Below are 23,015 nucleotides of genomic sequence, written 5' to 3' on the forward strand. Positions count from 1 at the left end.
GAAAGACAGCGCGCATGACCGCACCTACCCGCGACGACCCTTCGTACGATCTCGACGACGTCGGCACCAATCCCAGCAAGAACCCGTCGTTCAACGACCTGATCGCTTCGCGCCTGAGCCGCCGCCATCTGTTCGGCCTGGGCGTCGGCACCGCCGGCACCGCGCTGCTGCAGGCCTGCGGCGGCGGTGGTGGCAGCGGTGGCGGGTTCCTGCCCATCGTCCCGCCCCCGCCCGCGCCGGCACCCCCGCCGCCCGCGCCCCCGGCACCGCTGAAGCTCAACTTCAACCCCGTGGCCAAGAGCCTGGCCGACGTGGTCACCGTGCCCGCCGGCTACACCGCCAGCGTGCTCTATCGCCTGGGCGACCCGATCGCCGCCGGCGTGGCCGCGTACAAGAACGACGGCACCGACGATCCGGCCACCTACGACCGCCGCGCCGGCGACCACCACGACGGCATGACCTTCTTCGGCATGAACGGTTCGAACAAGTGGGACGCGGCCAACGCGACGCGCGGCCTGCTGGTGATGAACCATGAAGCCATCACGCCGTCGTTCCTGCATCCCAACGGCCAGACCGTCGTCGGCGGCGTGCGCACCGTGGCCGACGAGGTCAAGCGCGAGTTCTACCTGCACGGCGTGAGCGTGATCGAGGTCAACAAGAGCGGCAACAGCTGGAGCTACAAGCAGGACTCGAGCTTCAACCGCCGCGTCCACACGCTGACCGAGATGACTTTCTCGGGCCCCGCCGCCAAGACCGACTACCTGAAGACCAAGTTCTCGACCGACGGCAGCAAGACCCGCGGCACGCTCAACAACTGCGCCAACGGCACCACGCCGTGGGGCACCTACCTGACCTGCGAGGAGAACTGGGCCGGCTACTTCCGCCGCACGGCAGGCATGGCCAACGACGACAAGAACCGCACGGCCAAGGAACTCAAGTCCTTCAGCCGCTACGGCGTCGCCAGCACCGGCCGCGAACTCTGGGCCACCGTCACGCCCGACACCGCCGACAACCAGTACGGCCGCTGGAACACCGAGGTGCTCGGCGCCAGTGCCATCGCCGACTACCGCAACGGCCACAACACCTATGGCTGGGTGGTCGAGATCGACCCCTTCAACCCCTCGAGCACGCCGAAGAAGCGCACCGCGCTCGGCCGCTTCGGCCACGAGGGCGCCTGCCTCGGCCCGGTCGTGGTCGGCAAGCCGCTGGTCTGGTACATGGGCGACGACTCGCGCAACGAGTACATCTACAAGTTCGTCTCGACGAAGAACTGGGATGCGGCCGACGTCGGTGGCGGCATGGCCGCCGGCGACAAGTACATGGACGACGGCCGCCTCTACGTGGCCCGCTTCGATGCCGACGGCACCGGCAAGTGGCTCGAGCTCAAGCTCGGCGTCAACGGCATCACCTCGAGCAACACCAACTACGCCTTCGCCGACGCGGCCGACGTGGTGATCAATGCCCGCCTGGCCGCCGATTCCGCCGGCGCGACCAAGATGGACCGTCCCGAGTGGACCGCCGTGAATCCGAAGAACGGCGACGTCTATGTGACGCTGACCAACACCAACGCGAGTTCGCGTCCGATCGCCTCGACCGATGGCGCCAACCCGCGCTTCTACAACGACAAGAAGGGCACCTCTGACCAGAAGGGCAACCCCAACGGCCACATCGTGCGCTTCGCCGACGACAACGCCGACCCGGCCGCGCTGAGCTTCAAGTGGGACGTCTACCTGTTCGGCGCGCGCTCCACCGCCGCGGCCGACGTCAACGTGTCGCAGCTCTCGGCCGACAACGACTTCTCGAGCCCCGACGGCATGTGGTTCAGCCACGCCGCCCCGGGCCTGCTGTGGCTGCAGACCGACGACGGTGCCTACACCGACGTCACCAACTGCATGCTGCTGGCGGCGCTGCCGGGCAAGCTCGGCGACGGCGGCGCGAAGGTGATCACCAACACCGACGGCACGACCACGCTGACGCAGAACACCTTCGTGGGCAAGGCGCCCGGCACCGACGGCCTGCGCCGTTTCCTGGTGGGACCGAAGGACTGCGAGCTGACCGGCATCGCCGAGTCGGGCGATGGCCGCGCGCTGTTCGTGAACATCCAGCATCCGGGCGAGAACACGCCAGTCGCCGACCTCGGCGACCCGGCCAAGTTCATCAGCCACTGGCCGCAGGGCGGCAATGCCCGCCCGCGCTCGGCCACGCTGGTGATCACGAAGGACGACGGCGGCCTGATCGGCCTCTGAAACCCCATACCGCGGACCGGCCTCGCCGGTCCGCGCATGGGGCTCCCGGGGTGGAAGTGACACGCGGATGTCGTCGCATCCGCGTGCGTGGTGTCACGGCCTTGTCATGTGCGATGCACGTCGTCGTCACAGTAGTTAACTAAGGTTCGCGACTGACCGGCGGCGGAGAGAAACAGAGGCTGCACGGTCATCCCACGACACCCCACGACAACTCGGGAGAAATCCATGTCCGATTCCACCAAGGCGCAGTCCGGCGCCTCGCGCCGTCACGCCCTCAAGCTGCTGAGCGCAGCACCGATGCTGCCGCTCGGCGGCGTTGCCTTCCTGACCGCCTGCGGCGGTGGCGGCGGAGGCGGCAACGGCTTCCTGCCCATCGTTCCTCCGGCGCCCGCGCCGGCACCGGCTCCGGCCGCGCAGTTCGTCTCGGCCGAATTCATCGGCATGCCGGCGCCCTCGCTGGCCAATCCCGCCGCCATGGCGACCACCACGGTCGGCTCGACGCTCAAGGTCTCGTTCGACAACGGCAGTTCCACCGAATACCGTCTGGCCTACCACCCCTTCTTCCAGACCGGCGACATGGTGCCGGACGGCAAGGGCGGCAAGATCCTGGCGGGCGGTTACTACGACATCAAGAACCAGCCCATCATCGACAAATCGGTCGTGGGTTCGGAACGCCAGTTCTTCTCCGACGCACCGGACGGCAGCTCGCTGCTGAGCCTGCCCAACGCCAACGTGCCCGGCATCAAGGGCAAGCCGGTGTTCGCGGTCGTGCAGTTCGAGTACATGACGAAGAACCTGAAGGGCGAGGGCACCTACGGCCAGCTGCCGTCGCCGATCGCCGTGCTCACGCTCGACCAGGACCAGACCACCGGCAAGCTCGAACTGGTCAAGTACCACAACGTCGACATGTCCAGCGCCCACGGCCTGTGGATCACCTGCGGCGCGAGCCTCTCGCCCTGGGGCACCCACCTGTCGAGCGAGGAGTACGAACCCGATGCCTTCACCGCCTCGACCAGCGCGCAGTTCAAGGGCTACAGCAAGAACGTGTTCGGCGACGAGACCACGGCCCGCGCCTACCACTACGGCCACCTGCCCGAAGTCACCGTGAATCCCGACGGCACCGGCAGCGTCAAGAAGCACTACTGCCTGGGCCGCATCTCGCACGAGCTGATCCAGGTCATGCCCGACAACCGCACCGCGCTGATGGGCGACGACTACACCAACGGCGGCCTGTTCATGTTCGTGGCCGACAAGGAGAAGGATCTTTCGGCCGGCACGCTGTACGTCGCGAAGGTAGGCACCGGCTTCTCGATCGACCCCGCCGCCGCGGGCGCCGCACTGACCTGGATCCGCCTCGGCCACGCCACCAGCGCCGAGATCGAGGCCTTCGCCAACACGCTGCTGCCGACCGACATCATGGACGTGAAGTTCACCGATCCCGGCCAATGCCTCCTACACCCAGATCTTCGCCGACGGCGTCAAGCAGTGGGTCAAGCTGGTGCCCGGCATGGAGAAGGCCGCCGCCTTCCTCGAGACGCACCGCTACGCCAACCTCGTGGGCGCCAGCATGGCCTTCACCAAGATGGAAGGCACGACCGTCAATGCCAAGGACAAGATCGCCTACTCGGCACTGGCCAACATCCAGTCGTCGATGGTCAAGGGCAACGCTGCGTGGCGCTCGGATCTCAACGTCACGGTCGAAAAGGCGCTCGTGGCCGGCGGCGTGATGGCCCACAACCTGACCGGTGGCCAGAAGGACACCGGCGGCGCCGTGATCAACAGCGAATGGGTGCCCGTGAAGACCAGGGCCCTGATCGTGGGCGAGGACCTCGACACGGCCGACAGCCTCGGCAACAACGCCAATGCGGACAAGATCGCCAGCCCCGACAACATCAAGTTCTCGGAAAAGATGCGCACCCTGTTCATCGGCGAGGACAGCGGCAACCACGTCAACAACTTCCTGTGGGCCTACAACGTCGACACGAAGAAGCTCTCGCGCATCCTGTCGACCCCGACCGGTGCCGAGTGCACGGGCCTGCACGCGGTCGACGAGATCAACGGCTGGACGTACATCATGAGCAACTTCCAGCATCCGGGCGAGTTCATCAAGACCGCCAGCAGCGACGTCAAGAAGCTCGAGACGCTGATCAAGCAAAACTACAACCAGGGCTACAGCGCCGTGGTGGGGTACCTCACGGCCGATCCGGCGCAGCCGAAGCTCTCGAAGTAATCGGCCCCGCGGAAGCGATCAGGACGGCGCCGTCGGCAACGGCAGCGCCGTCTTGTATCGCACCTGCTTGAGCGCAAAACTCGAGCGGATCTTCTCGATTCCCGGGATCGGCGTGAGCTGCTCGAGGATGAATTTCTCGAGCGCCGCCATGTCCGCCACCGCGATGCGGATCAGGTAGTCGCTGTCGCCCGTCATCAGGTAGCACTCCATCACCTCGTCGTGCTCGGCGATGCGCTGCTCGAAGTCGGCCAGCGACTGCTTGCTCTGCGTCGTGAGGCTGATCGAGATGAACACGTTGAGGCCGAGGCCCAGCGCCTTGGCGCTCGCGAGCGCCACGTAGCGGTCGATCACGCCCTCGGTCTCGAGCAGCTTCACGCGCGCGAGGCAGGGCGAGGGCGACAGGTGCACGCGACGCGCGAGCTCCACGTTCGACAGCGCGCCGTCGCGCTGCAATTCGTCGAGGATGCGCAGGTCGATGGCGTCGAGTTGCATGAAATGCCGTGATTTGAAGGAATGACGGAATTTTATGCCGGCAAGCCGTCAAGCCGCGGGCTGCAGCAGTAGCCAATTCTTTTCTTGGCGGCTTAAAGTGCCGGCATGAACGCCCCGATTTCCGCCGACCAGATCCGTGCCCTGCTGCTCGACGAGGCAGCCCTGTCGCACGACCCCGATCCCGCCGAGACCGCCGAATGGCGCGAGTCCTTTCTCGCGCTAGCGCAGGTCCACGGCCCGCAGCGCGCGCGCCAGATGCTCGACGAACTCGCGCGGCTCGCGCGCCAGCAGCGCATCGGCTGGCAGCCGGAGCTGTCGACGCCGTACGTCAACACCATCGCGGCCGAGGACCAGCCGCCGTTCCCGGGCGACCTCGCGGTCGAGGAGAAGCTGGCCTCGCTGATGCGCTGGAACGCGCTCGCGATGGTGGCCAAGGCCAACCAGGCCTATGGCGAGCTCGGCGGCCACATCGCGAGCTATGCGAGCGCGGCCGACCTGTTCGAGACCGGCTTCAACCATTTCTTCCACGCGCGCAGCGCCGCTCACGGCGGCGACCTCGTGTTCTTCCAGCCGCACAGCGCGCCGGGCGTCTATGCGCGGGCCTACCTCGAAGGGCGCCTGAGCGAAGGCGACCTCGCGCACTACCGCCAGGAACTCACCGCGCCCGCCTTCGTCGACGGCAGCGGCGCGCGCGGCCTGTGCAGCTATCCGCATCCCTACCTGATGCCGGACTTCTGGCAGTTCCCCACCGGCTCGATGGGGATCGGCCCGATCAGCTCGATCTACCACGCGCGCTTCATGCGCTACCTCTCGCACCGCAACCTGCTGAACTGCGAAGGCCGCAAGGTCTGGGGCGTGTTCGGCGACGGCGAGATGGACGAGCCCGAATCGATGAGCGCGCTGACCCTGGCCGCGCGCGAGAAGCTCGACAACCTCGTGTGGGTGGTCAACTGCAACCTGCAGCGGCTCGATGGCCCGGTGCGCGGCAACGGCCGCATCATCGACGAGCTCGAAAAGCTGTTCGCGGGCGCCGGCTGGAACGTCATCAAGCTGGTCTGGGGCAGCGACTGGGACGGCCTGTTCGCGCGCGACACCAGCGGTGCGCTGGCGCGCGCCTTCGCCGCCACCGTCGACGGCCAGATGCAGACCTTCGCGGCCAAGGACGGGCGCTTCAACCGCGACAACTTCTTCGGCCAGAACCCCGAGCTCGCGCGCCTGGCCGAGGGCATGACCGACGAGCAGATCGACCGCCTCAAGCGCGGCGGGCACGACCTCGTGAAGATCCATGCCGCCTATGCCGCGGCCGCCGCCCACAAGGGCCGGCCCACCGTGATCCTGGCCCACACCAAGAAGGGCTACGGCATGGGCAGCGCGGCCCAGGGCAAGATGACCACGCACTCGCACAAGAAGATGGGCGAGGTCGACCTGATCGAGTTCCGCGACCGCTTCGACCTGCCGCTGAGCGACGCGCAGGCCGCCGCCATGGACTTCTACCGCCCGGCCGAGGACAGCGCCGAGATGCGCTACCTGCGCCAGCACCGCGAGGCGCTCGGCGGCGCCATGCCGCGCCGCGAAACCGCCTGCGAGCCCGTGCCCAAGCCCGAGCTCGCGAACTACGCGCAGTTCGCGGTCGCGGCCGCCGGCAAGGAGATGAGCACCACCATGGCCTTCGTGCGCCTCTTGGGCAACCTGCTCAAGGACAAGGCGCTGGGCCCGCGCATCGTGCCGATCGTGGCCGACGAGGCGCGCACCTTCGGCATGGCGAACCTGTTCAAGCAGGTCGGCATCTATTCGAGCGTGGGCCAGCGCTACGCGCCCGAGGACATCGGCTCGGTGCTGAGCTACCGCGAGGCCACCGACGGCCAGATCCTCGAGGAAGGCATCAGCGAGGCCGGCGCCATCGCGAGCTGGACCGCCGCGGCCACCAGCTACAGCGTGCACGGCCTGGCGATGCTGCCGTTCTACATCTACTACTCGATGTTCGGCTTCCAGCGCGTGGGCGACGCGATCTGGGCCGCGGCCGACCAGCGCGCGCGCGGTTTCCTGCTCGGCGCCACCTCGGGGCGCACCACGCTCGGCGGCGAGGGGCTGCAGCACCAGGACGGCAGCAGCCACCTCGTGGCCGCGACCATTCCCAACTGCAAGGCCTACGACCCGGCCTACGCGGGCGAGATGGCGGTGATCGTCGACGCGGGCATCCGCGAGATGATGGTCGAGCAGCAGGACGTGTTCTATTACGTCACGCTGATGAACGAGAACTACGCGCAGCCCGACGTGCCCGCGGGCGCCGAGGCCGACATCCTGCGCGGCTGCTATCGCTTCGGCACCTACGCGCCGGCCGCGGGCAAGGCGAAGAAGAAGGTCACGTTGATGGGCTCGGGCGCGATCCTCACCGAGGTGGTGAAGGCCGCGCAGCTGCTGGCCGACGAGGGCATCGAGGCCGAGGTGTTCAGCGTCACGAGCTGGAGCGAGCTCGCGCGCGACGGCCTGGCCTGCGAGCAGCGGGCCATCGCGGGCGAGGATGCCGGCGAGTCCTTCGTCGCACGCCAGCTCGGCCAGGGCAAGGCGCCGATCGTCGCCGCCACCGACTACGTGCGCGCCGTGCCCGAGAGCATCCGCGCCTTCCTGCCCGCGGGCCGCCGCTACCTCACGCTGGGCACCGACGGCTTCGGGCGCAGCGACACGCGCGCCGCGCTGCGTGGCTTCTTCGGCGTCGACGCGCAAAGCATCGCGAAGGCCGCGCGGCACGCGCTGGGCTGACCCGCCACACGGGCCGGCCACGCCGAAAGTGGCCGGATCCGTGGGGTCGTTGTCGTTGCGGCCAATCGCGGCGCGCACGACACTGCCGGCATGCAAACGCCGCGCGCCATCGCCTGCACGATCTACCCCGATGTCCAGGTGCTGGACGTCACCGGTCCGCTGCAGGTGTTCGCCTCGGCCAACGTCGAGCTGCAACGCCAGGGCCGCGCGGCCGGCTACTCGCTGCACCTGCTGGCCGACGCGGTGGGGCCGGTGGCCTGCTCGGCCGGCTTCTCGCTGCTGGCCGAGGCCGCGCGCGAGGACCAGGAACCGGCGCGCTTCGACACCGTGCTCGTGCCTGGCGGCTGGGGCGCCGAGGTCCAGTTGCGCAACGCGCCGCTGCTGGCCTGGCTCCAGCGCGCCGAGCCGCGCGTGCGCCGGCTCGGCTCGGTCTGCTCGGGCGCGCTGATCCTCGCGCAGGCCGGCCTGCTCGATGGCCGTTTCGCCACCACCCACTGGGACAGCGTCGAGGCGCTGCGCACGCGCCATCCCGCGGTCGAGGTGGCGGCCGACCGGCTCCACACCTACGACCCGAGCGGGCGCGAGGGCGACGGCCATGTCTTCACCTCGGCCGGCGTCACCACCGGCATCGACCTCGCGCTGGCGCTGGTCGAGCACGACCTCGGCCGCGCGATCGCGCTGGCGGTGGCGCGCCGGCTCGTGATGTTCCTGCGCCGGCCCGGCGGGCAGGCGCAGTTCAGCCGCTTCCTCGCGCCCGAGGCCACGCATGCGCCGCGGCTGTCGTCGCTGCTCGAATGGATCCCGGGCCAGCTCGCGGGCGACCTCTCGCTCGAGGTGCTGGCCGAGCGCGCCTGCATGCCGCCGCGCACCCTGAGCCGCGTGTTTCGGCGCGAGCTCGGCATGACGCCCGGCCACTACGTCGAGCGGGTGCGCGTCGAGGCCGCCTCGGCATTGCTGGCCCATGCGCAGACCTCGGTGTCGACGGTCGCGCGGCTGTGCGGCTTCGGCCATCCCGAGACGCTGCGGCGCAGCTTCCACAAGCACCTGGCCGTGAGCCCGCAGGCCTTCGCCGAACGCTTCGGCGCGGGCGCGCCGCGTGCGGGAGGCTGAGCGATGCAGCTGCTGCGCAACCCCGCGATCCGGCTGCTGTTCCTCGGCCAGGCGCTTTACTGGTCTTGCTCGATCATCGGCATCACGCTGACCTCGGTCGCGGGCCTGCGGCTCGCGCCCTGGCCCGCGCTGGCCACCCTGCCGCTCGCACTGCTGGTGCTCGGCAACCTCGCGGCCGTATCGCCGCTGTCGATGTTCATGCAGCGACGCGGCCGCCGCCATGGCCTGATGGGCGGCGCGCTGCTCGGCGTGGTGGGCGGGCTGGTCTGCGCCACGGGCCTGGGGCTCGGCAGCTTCGCGCTGTTCTGCCTCGGCGCAGCCTGCATCGGCGGCTACCAGGCCTCGGCCGGCTTCTACCGCTATGCCGCGCTCGAGGCCGTCGAGCCGCGCCACAAGGGCCGCGCCGCCGCGCTGGTGGTCGGCGGCGGTGTCTGCGCGGCCGTGTTCGCACCCGCCATCGCGGTCTGGACGCGCAACGCGCTGCCCGTGCCCTTCGTGGGCGCCTACCTCGCGATCGCGGTGCTCGCCCTGTGCGGCGTGGTCGCCATGTCGCGCTTGCGCGAAGGCGCGGCGCCGCCGGCCGTGGCGCGCGGCTGGGCCCAGATGCGCGCGCTGCTCGCGCGCCCGATGCTGCGCGCCGCCATCCTCATGACCGCCATCGGCCACGGCCTCATGGTGCTGGCGATGAACGCGACGCCGCTCGCGATGGACTTCTGCGGCTTCTCCGCCGCCGCGGCCGCGCAGGTGATCCAGTGGCACGTGCTCGGCATGTTCGCGCCGGCCTTCTTCGCCGGCGCGCTGGTCGACCGCTGGGGCAGCCGCCGCGTCGCGATGCTGGGCTCGGCGATCCTCGCGACCAGCGCCGCGGTCGCGCTCTCGGGCCAGGACTTCGCGCACTTCCTCGCGAGCTCGCTGCTGCTGGGCCTGGGCTGGAACCTGATGCTGATCGCCGGCACCACGTTGCTGGCCGAGGCCCATGCCGAGCACGAGCGCGGACCGGCGCAGGCGCTGATGGAGCTGAGCAACGGCACCACCGCCGTGCTGATGTCCTTCGGCTCGGGCGCGCTGCTCGCGGGCGTGGGGTGGACCGCGATCAATCTCGCGATGCTGCCGCTGCTGGCGTTTGCGTTGACGCTGCTGTGGCTCAATGCGCGGCCGGCGGTCGAACGCGCCTAGCAGGAACCACACGGGGGCCTGCGTTAGAGTCGCACCCCATTCATGACCGCCCGCTTCCAATCGCTCGCCCCCGCCGTCCGCCTGGCCGACCAGGTGGCCGATGCGCTGGCGGCCGAGGTGCGCAGCGGGCGCTTGTCCGAGGGCGATCGGCTGCCGACCGAGTCCGCGCTGGCCGAGCAGTTCGGTGTCAGCCGCACGGTGGTGCGCGAGGCGGTGTCGCGGCTCAAGTCGCTCGGGCTGGTCGACTCGCGCCAGGGCAGCGGCGTCTACGTGCGCGCGGCCGGGGTCGAGCCGTTGCGCTTCGAGATGCCGCACGTGGCCTCGCGCGAGGCCGTGATCCAGATGGTCGAGCTGCGCCGCGCGCTCGAGGCCGAGGTGGCGGCGCTGGCGGCCGAACGCCGCACCGACGAGGACGTGCGCCGCATCCGCGACGCGATCGCGGCGCTGCATGCGGCCGTGGCCGTGGGCGGCAACGGCGCCGAGGAGGACGTGCGCTTCCATCGCGCCATCGCCGAGGCGGCGCGCAATCCGTTCCTGATCGGCACCCTGCAGTACCTGCGCCAGTTCCTGCACGGCGCCACCCGCGTCACGCGCGCCAACGAGGCGCGCCGCGCCGACTTCGCGCGCGAGGTGGCGCAGGAACACGCGCGCATCGTCGAGGCGATCGAGGCCGGCGATCCGCTGGCGCGCGCGCGCGGCCGCCAAGACCCACATGGACAACGCGATCCGCCGCATCGAGCAGGCCGACCCGGCCTTCTGGCAGCAGGAGGGCGCGCAGCTCGCGCGGCCGCTGGTCGAGGGGCTGCAGGAGAGCGCGGCGGCCGGCAAGGGGCGGCGCAAGAAGGCTTCCTGAGGGGCGGGCAGGGAATTCCGGGCAGACAAAGTCATCTCAAATTTGTATGATGACCTGACAAATCATTCAGCCCCTTCCTTCCATGACAACTTCCTCCCCTCCCGTCGTCGGCCTCGTGGGCCTCGGCGCCATGGGCGCCGGCATGGCGCAGTCGCTGCGCCGCGCGGGCCATGCGCCGCACGTGTTCGACCTGCGCCGCGAGGCCGCGCAGGCCTTCGCGCGCGACGGCGGCACCGCCTGCGACACGCTGGCCGCGCTCGGCGCCGCCAGCGACATCGTGATCTCGGTCGTCGTGAACGCGCAGCAGACCGAGGCGGTGCTGTTCGGCGACGGCGGCACGCCGGGCTGCGCGGCTTCGATGAAGCCCGGCAGCCTGATCGTGATGTGCTCGACCGTCGACCCGAACTGGTCGGTGGCGCTCGAGGCGCGGCTCGCGAAGCTCGGCCTGCTCTACCTCGACGCGCCGATCTCGGGCGGCGCCGCCAAGGCCGCGAGCGGCCAGATGACGATGATGACCGCCGGCACGCCCGCGGCCTACGACAAGGCCGGCGGCGTGCTCGACGCGATGGCCGCCAAGGTCTACCGGCTCGGCGACAGCGCGGGCGCGGGCAGCAAGGTGAAGGTCATCAACCAGCTGCTGGCCGGCGTGCACATCGCGGCCGCGGCCGAGGCCATGGCGCTGGGCCTGCGCGAGGGCGTGGACCCGGCCGCGCTCTACGAGGTCATCACCCACAGCGCGGGCAACAGCTGGATGTTCGAGAACCGCATGGCGCACGTGCTCGCGGGCGACTACACGCCGCTGTCGGCGGTCGACATCTTCGTGAAGGACCTGGGCCTGGTGCTCGACGTGGCGCGCGCCAGCAAGTTTCCGCTGCCGCTGTCGTCCACCGCGCACCAGATGTTCATGCAGGCCTCGACCGCGGGCCATGCGCGCGAGGACGACAGCGCGGTGATCAAGATCTTCCCGGGCATCGAACTGCCGGCCGCGAAAGGAAATGCCTCGTGAGCGAACACAGGACCGTCGACACGCCGCTGCTGCGCATCGGCTACGAGGAATGGAACGCCACCGGCGCCGCCACCGTGGTGCTGGTGCACGGCTGGCCCGACAGCCCGCGCGGCTGGCATGGCGTGGCCGCGCGTCTGGCCGCCGCCGGCTGGCGCGTGCTGCTTCCCGCGCTGCGCGGCTTCGCGCCCACGCGCTTCCTGCATGCGGACACGCCGCGCAGCGGCCAGCTCTCGGCGCTGGGCCGCGACCTGCTCGACTTCATCGATGCGCTGGGGCTCGAGCGCCCCGCGCTGGTCGGCCACGACTGGGGCGCCCGCGCGGTGGCCAACGCCTGCGGGCTGCGCCCCGGCGTGGCAAGCGCACTGGCGCTGCTGTCGGTGGGCTACGGCACCAACGCGCCGGGCCAGCCGATGCCGCTCGAGCAGGCGCGCAACTACTGGTACCACTGGTACATGGCCACGCCGCGCGGCGAGCGCACGGTGCACGACGACCGCCTCGCCTTCACGCGCATGATGTGGCGCACCTGGGGCCCGCCCGGCTGGTACGACGAGGCCGAGTTCGACACCACCGCCGCCGCCTTCGAGGACGAGGACTGGGCCCGCGTGGTGGTGCATTCGTACCGCCATCGCTGGGGCTATGCGCCCGGCGATCCGCATTACGCGGCCGACGATGCGGCGCTCGATCCCGCGCCCGTGCTGTCGGTGCCCACGCTGGTGCTGCACGGCGCGGCCGATGCGTGCAATCATCCGGACAGCTCGGCGGGCAAGGAGCGCTTCTTCAGCGGCCCCTACCGCCGCGAGCTGCTGGACGGCGTGGGCCACTTCCCGCAGCGCGAGGCGCCCGACGCGGTGGCCGATGCGCTGCTGCGCTTCCTGCCGGCCCTCTGACCCACTTGCGAACGACCACCGAGACAAGACGACCATGAACATCCTCATCACCGGCGGCTGCGGCTTCCTCGGCGCGCGCCTCGCGCGCACGCTGCTCGCCCAGGGGCCGCTGGCGCTGGCCGGCGCCGCGCCGCAACCCATCGAACGCATCGTGCTGGCCGACCGCGTGGCGCCGCCGGCCGACCTCGCGGCCGACGCACGCGTGCAGTTCCTGCAGGGCGACCTGCTCGATCAGGCGCACAGCGGCGCATTGCCGATCGCGAGCAGCCAGCTCGTGTTCCACCTCGCGGCCGCCGTCAGCGGCGAATGCGAGGCCGACTTCGACCTCGGCATGCGCAGCAACCTCGACACCACGCGCGCGCTGCTCGAGGCCGCGCGCCGCGCCGGCCATGCGCCGGTGTTCGTGTTCTCGAGCTCGGTCGCGGTGTTCGGCGATTCGCCCGAGCAGCGGCTGCCGGCGCTGATCGAGGACACGACGCTGCCCACGCCGCAGAACAGCTACGGCATCCAGAAGTTCGTCGGCGAACAGTTGGTGGCCGACTTCACGCGCAAGGGCTTCGTGCAGGGCCGCAACGTGCGGCTGATGACGGTGTCGGTGCGCCCGGGCCGGCCCAACGGCGCGGCCTCGAGCTTCCTCAGCGGCATGCTGCGCGAACCGCTCGCGGGCGAACGCGCGCGCTGCCCGGTCGCGCCCGACACGCCGGTGGCACTCGCCTCGCCCGGCAACACCATCGCGGGCATCGTGCGCGCGGCCACGGCCAGCGGCGCCGAGTGGGGCGCGCGCACCGCGGTCAACCTGCCCGCGCTGACCACCACCGTGCGCGAGATGGCGCAGGCGCTCGAGCGCATCGCCGGCACCGAGGCAACGCGCCTGATCGATTGGGAACCCGACGCGGCGATCGCGAAGATCGTCACGAGCTGGCCCAGCCGCGTGCATGCGGCGCGTGCCGAGGCGCTGGGCCTGAAGGCCGATGCCAGCTTCGACGCGATCCTGCGCGACTACGTGCGCGAGAACCCGCAGGCGGTCAAACTCGCGGTGAAGGGCTGAGCGATGGCGAAGCTGCTGCTCGGCTGCATCGCCGACGATTTCACCGGCGCCACCGACCTCGCCAACAACCTGGTGCGCGCGGGCATGCGCGTGGTGCAGGCGATCGGCGTGCCCGCGGGCCCGCTGGCCGCCGACGTGGATGCGGTGGTGGTCGCGCTCAAGTCGCGCACCATCGCGCCGGCCGAAGCCATCGCGCAGTCGCTCGAGGCGCTGCGCTGGCTGCAGGCGCAGGGCGCGCAACAGATCTACTTCAAGTACTGCTCGACCTTCGACAGCACGCCGCGGGGCAACATCGGCCCGGTGACCGAGGCGCTGATGGAGGCGCTGGGCTGCGACTTCACCATCGCCACGCCGGCCTTCCCCGACAACAAGCGCACGGTGTTCAAGGGCTACCTGTTCGCGGGCGAGGTGCTGCTCAACGAGAGCGGCATGCAGAACCATCCGCTGACGCCGATGACCGACCCGAACCTGGTGCGGGTGCTGCAGGCGCAGTGCCGGCGCAAGGTGGGGCTGATCGATCACGCGGTGGTGGCGCGCGGCGCGGAAGCGATCGAGGCGCGCGTCGCGCAGCTGAAGGCCGAGGGCGTGTCGATCGCGATCGTCGACGCGGTGTCGAACGACGACCTGCTGCGCATGGGCCCGGCGCTCGCGAAGCTGCCGCTGGTCACAGCGGGTTCTGGCGTAGCCATCGGCCTGCCGGCCAATTTCGGCCTCGCGCCCTCCTCGCAGGCCAGCGCGCTGCCGAAGGCCGGCGGCCGCACGGCGGTGGTGTCGGGCAGCTGCTCGCTCGCCACCAACCGGCAGGTGCTCGACTTCATCGGCCGTGGCGGCGCGGCATTGGCCATCGATCCGCTGCGGATCGCGGCCGGTGTCGACGTCGCGGCCGAAGCGCTGGCCTGGGCCGCACCGCTGATCGACAAGGGGCCGGTGCTCGTCTACTCCACGGCCGAGGCCGGTGCCGTGAAGTCGGTGCAAGGCCAACTGGGCGTGGAAGAGGCCGGCGCGATGGTCGAGCGCACCATTGCCGCGATCGCGCGCGGGCTGGTCGAGCATGGTGTGCGCCAACTCGTGGTGGCGGGCGGCGAAACCTCCGGGGCTTGCGTACAGGCGCTCGGCATCGCGCAATTGCAGATCGGGCCGCAGATCGATCCGGGGGTGCCTTGGTGTCATGCGCGTTCTTCGTTGGCGCCTGACACGGGGGTGCATATCGCGTTGAAGTCGGGGAACTTCGGGGGGATGATTTCTTTACCAAAGCGTTTGCGGTGTTGGGGTGAACTGCCTGGGTCGTGTTCGGGGCGGGCTCACGCCGATGGGGTACTCCCCTCCGCGAATGTCCCCCGCCTTCGGCTCCTCCTTTATTTCGCTGCGGGGAGTACCCCATCGACGTGAGCCTGGACGCAATCGTTGTTGAACCGCCGGCACCACCGCAGCGTCTCCCGTGCACAGGGTATCGGGTGCTTCCCGCAGCGAAATAAAGGAGGAGCCCGAAGGGCGGGGGACATTCGCGGAGGGAAGTACCCGATGCCCTGTGCACGCACCCGAACAAGAAGCCAAAAATGACCGAAACAAAAGCAAGAGAAGAAATCTGCCGCACAGCAAAAAGCCTGTTCGACCGAGGCTACGTCCACGCCACCGCCGGCAACATCAGCGTGCGCCTGGAAGACGGTGGCTTCCTCATCACGCCGACCGATGCCTGCCTGGGCTTCCTCGACCCCGCGCGGCTCGCGAGGCTCGACGCGCAGGGCCAGCAGACCAGCGGTGACCGTGCCAGCAAGACCATCGCGCTGCACATGCGCATCTACGAAGCAGCGAGAGCTTTCGATGCCGATACTGCCTGCGTGATCCACACCCACAGCAGCCACTGCGTCGCACTCACGTTGAGCGGAACCAGCGACGAACTGCTGCCCGCCCTCACGCCCTACTTCGTGATGAAGGTCGGCCACGTGCCGCGCATCCACTACCACCGTCCGGGCGCGCCCGAAGCGGCCGCCGAGGTCGCGCGGGTCATCGCCCAGCGCGGTGCGGCCGGCGTGCCGGTCCGCGCCGTGATGCTCGACCGCCTCGGCCCCAACGTGTGGCACGACACCCCCGCCGCCGCGATGGCCGTGCTCGAGGAACTCGAGGAGACCGCCAGGCTCCACCTCATGACGCGCGACCATGCCACGCCACCCGCGCCGCTGTCGCCCGAACAGATCGCCGAACTGCGCTCGACCTTCGGCGCGCGCTGGTAAGTTCGTTCGAGACCACAATCGCCAGAACTTCAAAGAGACAACGCCATGCCACGCTTCGCCGCCAACCTCTCGATGCTCTATCCCGAGCTGGACTTCCTCGACCGCTTCGATGCCGCCGCGAAGGACGGCTTCGAGGCCGTCGAGTACCTGTTCCCCTATGCCTTCTCCAAGCAGGACATCGTCGCGCGCCTCCGGCACAACGGCCTGCAGCAGGTGCTCTTCAACGGCCCGCCCGGCAACTGGGACGGCGGCGAACGCGGCCTGGCCTGCCTGCCGGGGCGCGACGCCGAATTCCGCGAAGGCATTGCCAAGGCCATCGACTACGCGGTCGCGCTCGACTGCCCGCGCATCCACGTCATGGCCGGGCTGGTGCCCGAGGACCTCACGGCCGATGCCGTGCAGCAGGTGTACGTCGACAACCTGCGCTGGGCCGCCGAGGAGGCCGCGAAGGCCGGGCGCGACGTGCTGATCGAGCCGATCAACACGCGCGACATCCCGCGCTTCTTCCTCAACCGCCAGGACCATGCGCACGCCATCGTCGAAAGCATCGGCGCGCCCAACCTCAAGGTGCAGATGGACCTCTACCACTGCCAGATCGTCGAGGGCGACGTCGCGATGAAGCTGCGCCAGTACCTGCCCACCGGCCGCGTCGGCCACATCCAGATCGCCGGCGTGCCCGAGCGCCACGAGCCCGACATCGGCGAGCAGAACTATCCCTACCTGTTCCAGGTGATCGACGAGGTGTCGGCGCAATCCGGCTGGCAGGGCTGGGTCGGCTGCGAATACCGGCCGCGGCGCGGCAGTGAGCCCGGCGGCACCTCGGCCGGGCTGGGCTGGCTGCGCGCGTGGCGCGAGGCGCAGTGAAGCTCGAGGCGCTGCGCATCCCGAAGCCGCTGCGCGGCTTCGCGTCGGAGGCCGAGCTGTTCGACCTGGTGCTGGACGGCGATCGCGTGGCCTCGGTCGCGCCGAGCGCGCGGCAGGCTTCGGCGCGCGGCATCGTGCTGAGCGCCTGCGTCGACGCGCATGCGCACATCGACAAGAACTACACCGTGCAGGAAGTGGGTGCGGCGCAGGGCAACCTGTTCGCGGCCATCGAGCGCATGAACGGCCACCGCGCCGGCTGGACCGCCGAGTCGCTGCGCCCGCGTATGGAACGCGCGCTCGAGGACGCCTGGCGCAGCGGCACGCGCGCGCTGCGCACCCACCTCGATTGGGTGCAGCCCGAGGCGCCGGTCTCGCTCGCGGTGTTCGAATCGCTGCGCGAGGCCTGGCGCGGTCGCGTCGAGCTGCAGTTCGTCTCGCTCACGCCGCTCGACCTGTTCGCCGATGCCGAGGCCGGCGAGCGCATCGCGCGCGAGGTGGCGCGCGCGGGCGGCGCGCTGGGCGCCTTCGTCTACCGCAACGAGGCCCTGTTGCCCAAGCTCGACCGCGTGTTCGAGCTCGCGCACAAGCACGGGCTGTCGCTCGACTTCCATGTCGACGAGGGCCTCGATGCCGACGCCAGCGGCCTGCGCGCCATCGCGCAGCTGGTGCGCGCGCGCGGCTTCGCGGGCCGCGTGGTCTGCGGCCATGCCTGCTCGCTCTCGGTGCAGGACGATGCCGTGGCGCACGAAACCCTGGCGCTGTGCGCGGGCGCGGGCCTGCACCTGGTCGCGCTGCCCACCACCAACCTCTACCTGCAGGGCGCCTGGGACCGCACGCCGGTGCCGCGCGGCATCACGCGCATCCGCGAGGCCGCGGCACGCGGCTTGCGTGCGTGCCTGGCCACGGACAACGTGCAGGACGCCTTCTATCCCTACGGCAGCTACGACCTCGTCGAGACCTTCGGCCTCGGCGTGCAGGTGGCGCACCTCGCGCCGGCGCTCGACTGGATCGACAGCATCACGCTCGCGCCGGCGCGGGCGCTCGGGCTGGCCTGGGACGGTCGCATCGCCGCGGGTTGTCCGGCCGACCTGGTGGTGCTGGCCGCCACCGACGAACACGAACTCATCGACCCGCGCGGCCGCCGCCGCAGCGTCATCCGCGCGGGCCGGATCCTGGAGCACACCGCATGAGCATGGGCAAGCCGATGGCCAACTATGCCGCCGCCAAGCGCGTCGGCGATTTCGTCTACATGAGCGGCGTGGTCGCCGTCGACCCGGCCACGCGCCGCGCGGTCGCCGGCTACGACGCCATTCCCGAGGCCGGGCGCAGCGCGCTGCAGGGCCTGGGCTACGCCACCGGACAGATGTCGGTCGACGTGTTCGAGGCGCCGATCGTGGCGCAGAGCTGGTTCGTGCTGGAGCGGATCCGCCAGATCGCGGCCGAGCACGGCGGCACCATGGAGGACGTGGTGAAGCTGGTGCAGTACTTCCGCCACCTGCCGCACTACGCCTTCTACAACCGCGTGCGCGGCCTGTTCTATCCGGGCGAGCCGCCGGTCAGCACGGTGGTGGAGGTGTCGCGCTTCCTGCCGGGCGACGAGGTGCTGGTGGAGGTCGAGGCCACCATGTACCTGCCGCAGAAGCGGTGAAGCGCGGAAGTCGCTGCGCAACGATCCGTTCGGGCTGAGCTTGGCCTGTCCTGAGCTTGCCGAAGGATCGAAGCCTCGCGCGGCGCTTCGACAAGCTCAGCGTGAACGGTTCGTAGAGTACCGCCGAGCAAACTACCTGACGCCCGCACCCTTGAACAGGAACGCCGTCACCTGCTCGACCAGGTAATCGCGGTCCTGCGCGTCGCCGTGCTGCGCGGTGTTGCGGAAGTACGCGGCCTGGGTGGCGTGGTCGGCGTAGAACTGGGTCACGGCCCAGATGTGGAACAGCACCAGCATCGGGTCGGCCTCGTCCATCAGGCCCTGGTCCATCCAGTTGCGGATCACGGCGGCGGCCTGGTCGGTGCGCTGCTTGCTCGTGTCCATCAGGGGGTTGAGCACCGGCGCGCCGCGCAGCATCTCGGCCGTGAAGATGCGCGAACGCAGCGGATGCTCGAACGAGAACGCCATCTTGCGGCGGATCAGGTCGCCGAGCACCTTGCGCGGGCCCAGGGCCTCGTCGTCGAAGCCGAAGACCACGATCCAGTCGGTGAGGATGTCCTGCAGGATCTGCCGGTACAGCGCCTCCTTGCTGTCGATGTAGTAGTGCAGCTGCGCCTTCGAGAGCCCGGCCTTGTCGGCGATCGCCTGCGTCGAGGCGCCGGCCAGGCCCTCGCTCGCGAACACCTCGATCGCGGCCTGGTTGATCACGCCGAGCACCTGCGCGTACTTGCGCGAGCGCCCGCGCGTGGCGGGGCCCTCGGCGTCCTCGGCGGTGTCGACGGCGGTGGTCCTGGCCATGCGCGGTCTCAGAGCTGCACCACCAGCTCGGCCCCCTTGGCGCGCGAGCAGCACAGCGCCACCTTGTGGCGCCGCTCGCTGCCCGTGAGGCAGAAGTCGCGGTGCTCGGCGCCCTCGCCTTCGGCACCGACCACGCAGGTGCCGCACAGGCCCTGCTCGCACGACACCGGGATGTCGATGCCGACCTCGTGCAGCGCGTCGACCGCGGTCTGGTCGGCCGCCACCGGCACCGCGATGCCGCGCTGCGCGAGCCGCAGCACGAAGGGCTGGCCCGCGGTGGCGGCGGCATCGGTGGGCGCGGCGAAGTACTCGGCGTGGATCGCGTCCTCGGGCCACTGCGCGGCGGCCGCCGCGTCGCGCACCGCCTGCATGAAGCCGCCGGGGCCGCAGACATAGAGATGGGCGGCACCGGCATGCGCGGCCAGCAGCGCGCGCAGGTCGATGCGCTGCGAGGCATCGCCCTGGTCGAGGTGCAGCCGCACATGCGGTGCCAGCGCCGGAGCGCGCAGCGCCTCGGCGAAGGCCAGGTGCTCCTCGGCGCGCGCGAACACGCACAGCGTGAAGCCCTCGCCGCGCGCGGCCAGCGCCTGCGCCATCGCGAGCAGCGGCGTCATGCCGATGCCGCCGGCCAGCAGCAGGTGATGGCGCGCCTGCGCCTGCAGCGGGAAGGTGTTGCGCGGCGTGCTGATCGGCAGCAGGTCGCCCTCGCGCACGCGCTCGTGCATCGAGGCCGAGCCGCCGCGGCTCGCGGCCTCGCGCTTCACGCCGATCAGGTAGGACGAGACGGCGCCCGCCGAGGGCGCGCGCGCCAGCGAGTACTGGCGCGAGAAGCCGCCGGGCATGTGCACGTCGATGTGCGCGCCGGCCTCGTAGCCGGGCAGCGCGCGGCCCCAGGGATGGGCCAGTTCGAAGGCCAGGATTTCGGGCGTCTGGCGCGCGATGCGCGTCACGCGGACGGTGAGCGTGCGTTCGAGGCTCATGGTGTTTTCTCCCGGATCGTTGGGGTCGTGGTCACAGCGTTTGCAGCTTGCGCGCCACGCGCTCGATGAAGCGCGTGCGGTCGAGCGCGGTCACGGCGTTCATGTCGTGCAGCTGCAGCCAGGTCACCTTGCAGCGCCAGGCGAACAGGGCGCGCAGCGCGCGCGTGAACAGCCGCCGCCCGGGGTCGCCGATGGCCATCACGAACCAGCGCGGCGAGCCGCCCGTGGTGACCACCGTGAGGCGCTGGATGTGGCGCATGCCCGAGCGCGCGGCCTGGCCCTTGCGCTCGGCCGGCAGGAAGGCCACGCCGGGCAGCCACACCCGTTCCAGCCAGCCCTTGAGCATCGAGGGCGGTCCGTGGAACCAGGTGGGATAGACGAACACCAGGTGCTCGGCCCACAGCAGCGCCTCGACGTGGGGTTGCACGCGTTCGCGGATCAATTGGGTGTTGTCGAGGTACGCGATGCGTTCCTCGCGGGTCAGCGTCGGGTCGAAGCCCTCGGCGTACAGGTCGATGGCCCGGACCTGGTGGCGGGGTTCGAGGGCGGCGAGCGCCGTGCGGTAGAGCGCGTGGTTGAAGCTGTCAGGGTTCGGATGGCAATGAACGACGAGCGTTTTCATGGGAGGGCCGGTTCGCCGATAGGACCTGTTAACGCTATGCAAGGGGTCGCGAAGCTCGCCAGAGCCCGCCCATCAAGGCGCGTGACGCCGCGTGTGCGTCCGCACACGCAAGGAACGCAACGCCGAGGGGCGGGCTCTGGCGAGCTTCCCTTCCGGGTTGCCCCGCAAAGGGGCCGTCTGCGGCGTTGCCCGCGCTTGCAAGGCGCCAGCCTTGCTGCGCGCGGGCGCCTTGCATCCAGCCCCTTTGCGGGGCAACGCGACCCCTTGCATAGCGTTAACAGGTCCTAGGCGGCAATACGGGGTCAGAGCCCAGCGAATGAAGAGCCGCACGGTGCCTTATGGCATCCCAGGCGCCGGCATCTGACCCCGGCGCAAGCACCGCGCGGCCCGCGGAGAAATCGGTGTGGTCGTGGATCGGGTCCCTGCGTGCGGCTTACTTGCCCGTGAGCTTCTTGCGCACGTCCAGACCCACGCCCTTGTTGACGAACTGGGTCGTGACCACCTTCGACAGGTCGACCTCGCCGGGCTTGTAGAGGCCGGCCTTGACCATCTTGTCGTAGAAGTCCTTCACGCGTGCCTCGTCCATCGCGCCGATGCCCTTGGTCAGCGACTCGCCGCTGTCGACGATGCCCATCTTCTTCATGAGTTCGATCGAGCCCTGCAGCGCGGCCACGGGCGAGTCGGGATTGGTCTTGGCGATCAGCTCGTTGGCGGCCTTGTTGTCGCCGTAGAGGTAGTTGTTCCAGCCGATGATCGAGGCCTCGACGAACTTGCGCACCGTCTCGGGCTTGGTCTTCACCAGGTCGGCGCGCGTCTCGATGGTGGTCGAGTAGGTCGAGAAACCGTTGTCGGCCAGCAGCTGCACCACCGGGTCGAAGCCGGCCTGGGCCTTGATCGACAGCGGCTCGGAGATCGCGTAGCCCTGCTGGATCGACTTCTTGTCGGCCAGGAACGGACCCACGTTGAAGGTGTAGGGCTTGAGCTGCGAATCCTTGAAGCCGTGCTCCGACTTCATCCACTGCCAGAAGCTGAACTGGCCGTCCTTGCCGATGAAGGCCACGGGCGCCTTGGTCATCTCCTTGAAGCTGTCGAAGCCCTGGCCCGGGTGCGCGAACATGGCTTGCGGGTCCTTCTGGAAGAAGGCCGCGACCACCACCGTGGGCACGCCGTTCTTCACGTTGTCGAAGGACTGCAGCAGGTTGCCGGTCATCAGGAAATCGATCTTGCCGGCCGGCAGCATCGGCCGGTTGTTGACCATCGGGCCGCCCTGCTGGATCTCGACGTCGAGGCCGTACTTCTTGTAGGTGCCGTCCACCAGCGCCTGGTAGAAGCCGCCATGGCCGGCCTGCGCCTTCCAGTTGGTGGCGAACACCACCTTCTCCTGCGCCTGCGCGGCGAAGGCGGCGGCGGTCAGCGCCAGGCCGAGGGCCAGGCTGCCGAGCGGGCGGATGCGGAAAGCGGGGATGCGCATGGGGACGTGCTCCTGTGGAGGTTTTTTGGAAGGGACGCGAAGCCTAAATCTTTTCAGCGGTCGATGGCCATGTCGGGGGTCCAGCCGCGCGTCTTGCCGGGGTTCATCAGCCCCATCGGGTCGCTGCGCTTCTTGAACTCGATCTGCTGCGTGTCGATGGTCTTCATGCCGCCGTCCTCGATGGTCACCACGTGCGGGTTGAAGATCTTGCAGCCGCCCTGCGACTCGATCTCGCGGATCAGCTCGTACTGGCGCGCCTCGCCGGTCCAGCGCACCAGCAGGATGCCGAAGGTGCCGGCCTCGCCGCCCCGCGCGCGCGAAGTCCTGGTGCTGCAGCACCTCGTCGCCGAAGATCTCGAGGTGGCGCTCGACCACCGCGGGATCGAAGGGCTGCGCATAGGCCACCTGCAGGTAGGTCCAGCCGCGGTCCATCTTGAGCGCCTGCAGCGTCGTGTGGTTGAACGCGCATTCGTAGGCCGGCGGCAGGCCGGCCGCGAGCAGCTCGGCCTCGGTGCCGGCCAGCGCGATGTGGCCGCCGTGCGCGGCCGCGAGCGCGCGGAAGTCCTCCATCGACCCGGGCGCGACCATCGTGA

Annotated in this window: 16 protein-coding genes and 3 pseudogenes; 14 read left to right on the top strand and 5 right to left on the bottom strand. The window is 70.0% G+C overall.

Annotated features, from left to right (window positions below; genetic code table 11):
* The first annotated feature begins 14 nt into the window (after positions 1-14).
* Together ACHMXE_RS12660 and ACHMXE_RS12665 are read left to right on the top strand one after the other, a co-directional pair.
* Positions 15-2,246, top strand: a complete 2,232-nt coding sequence (locus tag ACHMXE_RS12660) for a PhoX family protein (protein WP_395349649.1) — start codon at positions 15-17, stop codon at positions 2,244-2,246.
* A gap of 225 nt (positions 2,247-2,471) precedes the next feature.
* Positions 2,472-4,476: pseudogene (locus ACHMXE_RS12665) on the top strand (PhoX family protein).
* Positions 4,477-4,494: 18 nt separating this feature from the next.
* Here the strand turns inward: ACHMXE_RS12665 and ACHMXE_RS12670 are convergent.
* Positions 4,495-4,968, bottom strand: coding sequence for an Lrp/AsnC family transcriptional regulator (locus ACHMXE_RS12670; protein WP_057595886.1), 474 nt, complete (start codon positions 4,966-4,968; stop codon positions 4,495-4,497).
* Positions 4,969-5,073: 105 nt separating this feature from the next.
* Here ACHMXE_RS12670 and mdeB point away from each other — a divergent pair, with 105 nt between their 5' ends.
* The 12 genes and pseudogenes from mdeB to ACHMXE_RS12730 all read left to right on the top strand — a co-directional run bounded on the left by mdeB (position 5,074) and on the right by ACHMXE_RS12730 (position 18,551).
* Complete coding sequence (gene mdeB, locus ACHMXE_RS12675) at positions 5,074-7,728, top strand: alpha-ketoglutarate dehydrogenase (RefSeq protein ID WP_395349650.1); 2,655 nt, start codon at positions 5,074-5,076, stop codon at positions 7,726-7,728.
* 90 nt (positions 7,729-7,818) lie between these two features.
* Entirely contained in the window at positions 7,819-8,838 is a 1,020-nt protein-coding gene (locus ACHMXE_RS12680; protein ID WP_395349651.1) for a GlxA family transcriptional regulator, read from the top strand.
* A gap of 3 nt (positions 8,839-8,841) precedes the next feature.
* On the top strand, positions 8,842-10,014 hold the full coding sequence (locus ACHMXE_RS12685; protein ID WP_395349652.1) for an MFS transporter: 1,173 nt from the start codon (positions 8,842-8,844) through the stop codon (positions 10,012-10,014).
* 42 nt (positions 10,015-10,056) lie between these two features.
* A pseudogene (locus tag ACHMXE_RS12690) lies at positions 10,057-10,867 on the top strand (FadR/GntR family transcriptional regulator).
* An 82-nt stretch (positions 10,868-10,949) separates the two neighbouring features.
* Positions 10,950-11,873 carry an L-threonate dehydrogenase gene (gene ltnD / locus ACHMXE_RS12695; RefSeq protein ID WP_395349653.1) on the top strand — a complete coding sequence of 308 codons (924 nt, stop codon included), beginning with the start codon at positions 10,950-10,952 and terminating at the stop codon, positions 11,871-11,873.
* Positions 11,870-12,760: an alpha/beta fold hydrolase gene (locus ACHMXE_RS12700; RefSeq protein ID WP_395349654.1), complete on the top strand. Its 891-nt coding sequence runs from the start codon at positions 11,870-11,872 to the stop codon at positions 12,758-12,760. The genes ltnD and ACHMXE_RS12700 overlap by 4 nt, the downstream gene beginning before the upstream one ends.
* Before the next feature lie 34 nt (positions 12,761-12,794).
* Positions 12,795-13,808 carry a D-erythronate dehydrogenase gene (gene denD, locus ACHMXE_RS12705; protein WP_395349655.1) on the top strand — a complete coding sequence of 338 codons (1,014 nt, stop codon included), beginning with the start codon at positions 12,795-12,797 and terminating at the stop codon, positions 13,806-13,808.
* Between the two features lie 3 nt (positions 13,809-13,811).
* Positions 13,812-15,082 (top strand): annotated as a pseudogene (otnK, locus tag ACHMXE_RS12710) (3-oxo-tetronate kinase).
* A gap of 282 nt (positions 15,083-15,364) precedes the next feature.
* Positions 15,365-16,039 carry an aldolase gene (locus ACHMXE_RS12715; RefSeq protein WP_395349656.1) on the top strand — a complete coding sequence of 225 codons (675 nt, stop codon included), beginning with the start codon at positions 15,365-15,367 and terminating at the stop codon, positions 16,037-16,039.
* 45 nt (positions 16,040-16,084) lie between these two features.
* Positions 16,085-16,903, top strand: a complete 819-nt coding sequence (gene otnI, locus ACHMXE_RS12720; protein ID WP_395349657.1) for a 2-oxo-tetronate isomerase — start codon at positions 16,085-16,087, stop codon at positions 16,901-16,903.
* Positions 16,885-18,093, top strand: a complete 1,209-nt coding sequence (locus tag ACHMXE_RS12725) for an amidohydrolase family protein (protein WP_395349658.1) — start codon at positions 16,885-16,887, stop codon at positions 18,091-18,093. The genes otnI and ACHMXE_RS12725 overlap by 19 nt, the downstream gene beginning before the upstream one ends.
* Entirely contained in the window at positions 18,090-18,551 is a 462-nt protein-coding gene (locus ACHMXE_RS12730; protein WP_203203341.1) for a RidA family protein, read from the top strand. Before ACHMXE_RS12725 ends, ACHMXE_RS12730 begins: the two co-directional genes overlap by 4 nt.
* 132 nt (positions 18,552-18,683) lie before the next feature.
* On the opposite strand, the gene ACHMXE_RS12735 is transcribed toward ACHMXE_RS12730, so the two are convergent.
* The 4 genes from ACHMXE_RS12735 to ACHMXE_RS12750 all read right to left on the bottom strand — a co-directional run bounded on the left by ACHMXE_RS12735 (position 18,684) and on the right by ACHMXE_RS12750 (position 22,422).
* Positions 18,684-19,349, bottom strand: a complete 666-nt coding sequence (locus ACHMXE_RS12735; protein ID WP_296742406.1) for a TetR family transcriptional regulator C-terminal domain-containing protein — start codon at positions 19,347-19,349, stop codon at positions 18,684-18,686.
* A gap of 8 nt (positions 19,350-19,357) precedes the next feature.
* On the bottom strand, positions 19,358-20,329 hold the full coding sequence (locus ACHMXE_RS12740) for a PDR/VanB family oxidoreductase (RefSeq protein ID WP_395349659.1): 972 nt from the start codon (positions 20,327-20,329) through the stop codon (positions 19,358-19,360).
* Between the two features lie 31 nt (positions 20,330-20,360).
* On the bottom strand, positions 20,361-20,951 hold the full coding sequence (locus ACHMXE_RS12745) for an NAD(P)H-dependent oxidoreductase (RefSeq protein ID WP_057595873.1): 591 nt from the start codon (positions 20,949-20,951) through the stop codon (positions 20,361-20,363).
* A 433-nt stretch (positions 20,952-21,384) separates the two neighbouring features.
* Positions 21,385-22,422, bottom strand: coding sequence for an ABC transporter substrate-binding protein (locus tag ACHMXE_RS12750; protein ID WP_395353062.1), 1,038 nt, complete (start codon positions 22,420-22,422; stop codon positions 21,385-21,387).
* Positions 22,423-23,015 lie beyond the last annotated feature (593 nt).

The organism is Variovorax sp. UC122_21 (assembly GCF_044056785.1).
Classification (GTDB): Bacteria; Pseudomonadota; Gammaproteobacteria; order Burkholderiales; family Burkholderiaceae_C; genus Variovorax.

Excerpts from the sequence above, each read along its gene's own strand:
- ACHMXE_RS12660 (WP_395349649.1), top strand. The coding sequence starts at position 15 with ATGACCGCACCTACCCGCGACGACCCTTCGTACGATCTCGACGACGTC.
- ACHMXE_RS12670 (WP_057595886.1), bottom strand. The coding sequence starts at position 4,968 with ATGCAACTCGACGCCATCGACCTGCGCATCCTCGACGAATTGCAGCGC.
- mdeB (WP_395349650.1), top strand. The coding sequence starts at position 5,074 with ATGAACGCCCCGATTTCCGCCGACCAGATCCGTGCCCTGCTGCTCGAC.
- ACHMXE_RS12680 (WP_395349651.1), top strand. The coding sequence starts at position 7,819 with ATGCAAACGCCGCGCGCCATCGCCTGCACGATCTACCCCGATGTCCAG.
- ACHMXE_RS12685 (WP_395349652.1), top strand. The coding sequence starts at position 8,842 with ATGCAGCTGCTGCGCAACCCCGCGATCCGGCTGCTGTTCCTCGGCCAG.
- ltnD (WP_395349653.1), top strand. The coding sequence starts at position 10,950 with ATGACAACTTCCTCCCCTCCCGTCGTCGGCCTCGTGGGCCTCGGCGCC.
- denD (WP_395349655.1), top strand. The coding sequence starts at position 12,795 with ATGAACATCCTCATCACCGGCGGCTGCGGCTTCCTCGGCGCGCGCCTC.
- ACHMXE_RS12715 (WP_395349656.1), top strand. The coding sequence starts at position 15,365 with ATGACCGAAACAAAAGCAAGAGAAGAAATCTGCCGCACAGCAAAAAGC.
- otnI (WP_395349657.1), top strand. The coding sequence starts at position 16,085 with ATGCCACGCTTCGCCGCCAACCTCTCGATGCTCTATCCCGAGCTGGAC.
- ACHMXE_RS12730 (WP_203203341.1), top strand. The coding sequence starts at position 18,090 with ATGAGCATGGGCAAGCCGATGGCCAACTATGCCGCCGCCAAGCGCGTC.
- ACHMXE_RS12735 (WP_296742406.1), bottom strand. The coding sequence starts at position 19,349 with ATGGCCAGGACCACCGCCGTCGACACCGCCGAGGACGCCGAGGGCCCC.
- ACHMXE_RS12740 (WP_395349659.1), bottom strand. The coding sequence starts at position 20,329 with ATGAGCCTCGAACGCACGCTCACCGTCCGCGTGACGCGCATCGCGCGC.
- ACHMXE_RS12745 (WP_057595873.1), bottom strand. The coding sequence starts at position 20,951 with ATGAAAACGCTCGTCGTTCATTGCCATCCGAACCCTGACAGCTTCAAC.
- ACHMXE_RS12750 (WP_395353062.1), bottom strand. The coding sequence starts at position 22,422 with ATGCGCATCCCCGCTTTCCGCATCCGCCCGCTCGGCAGCCTGGCCCTC.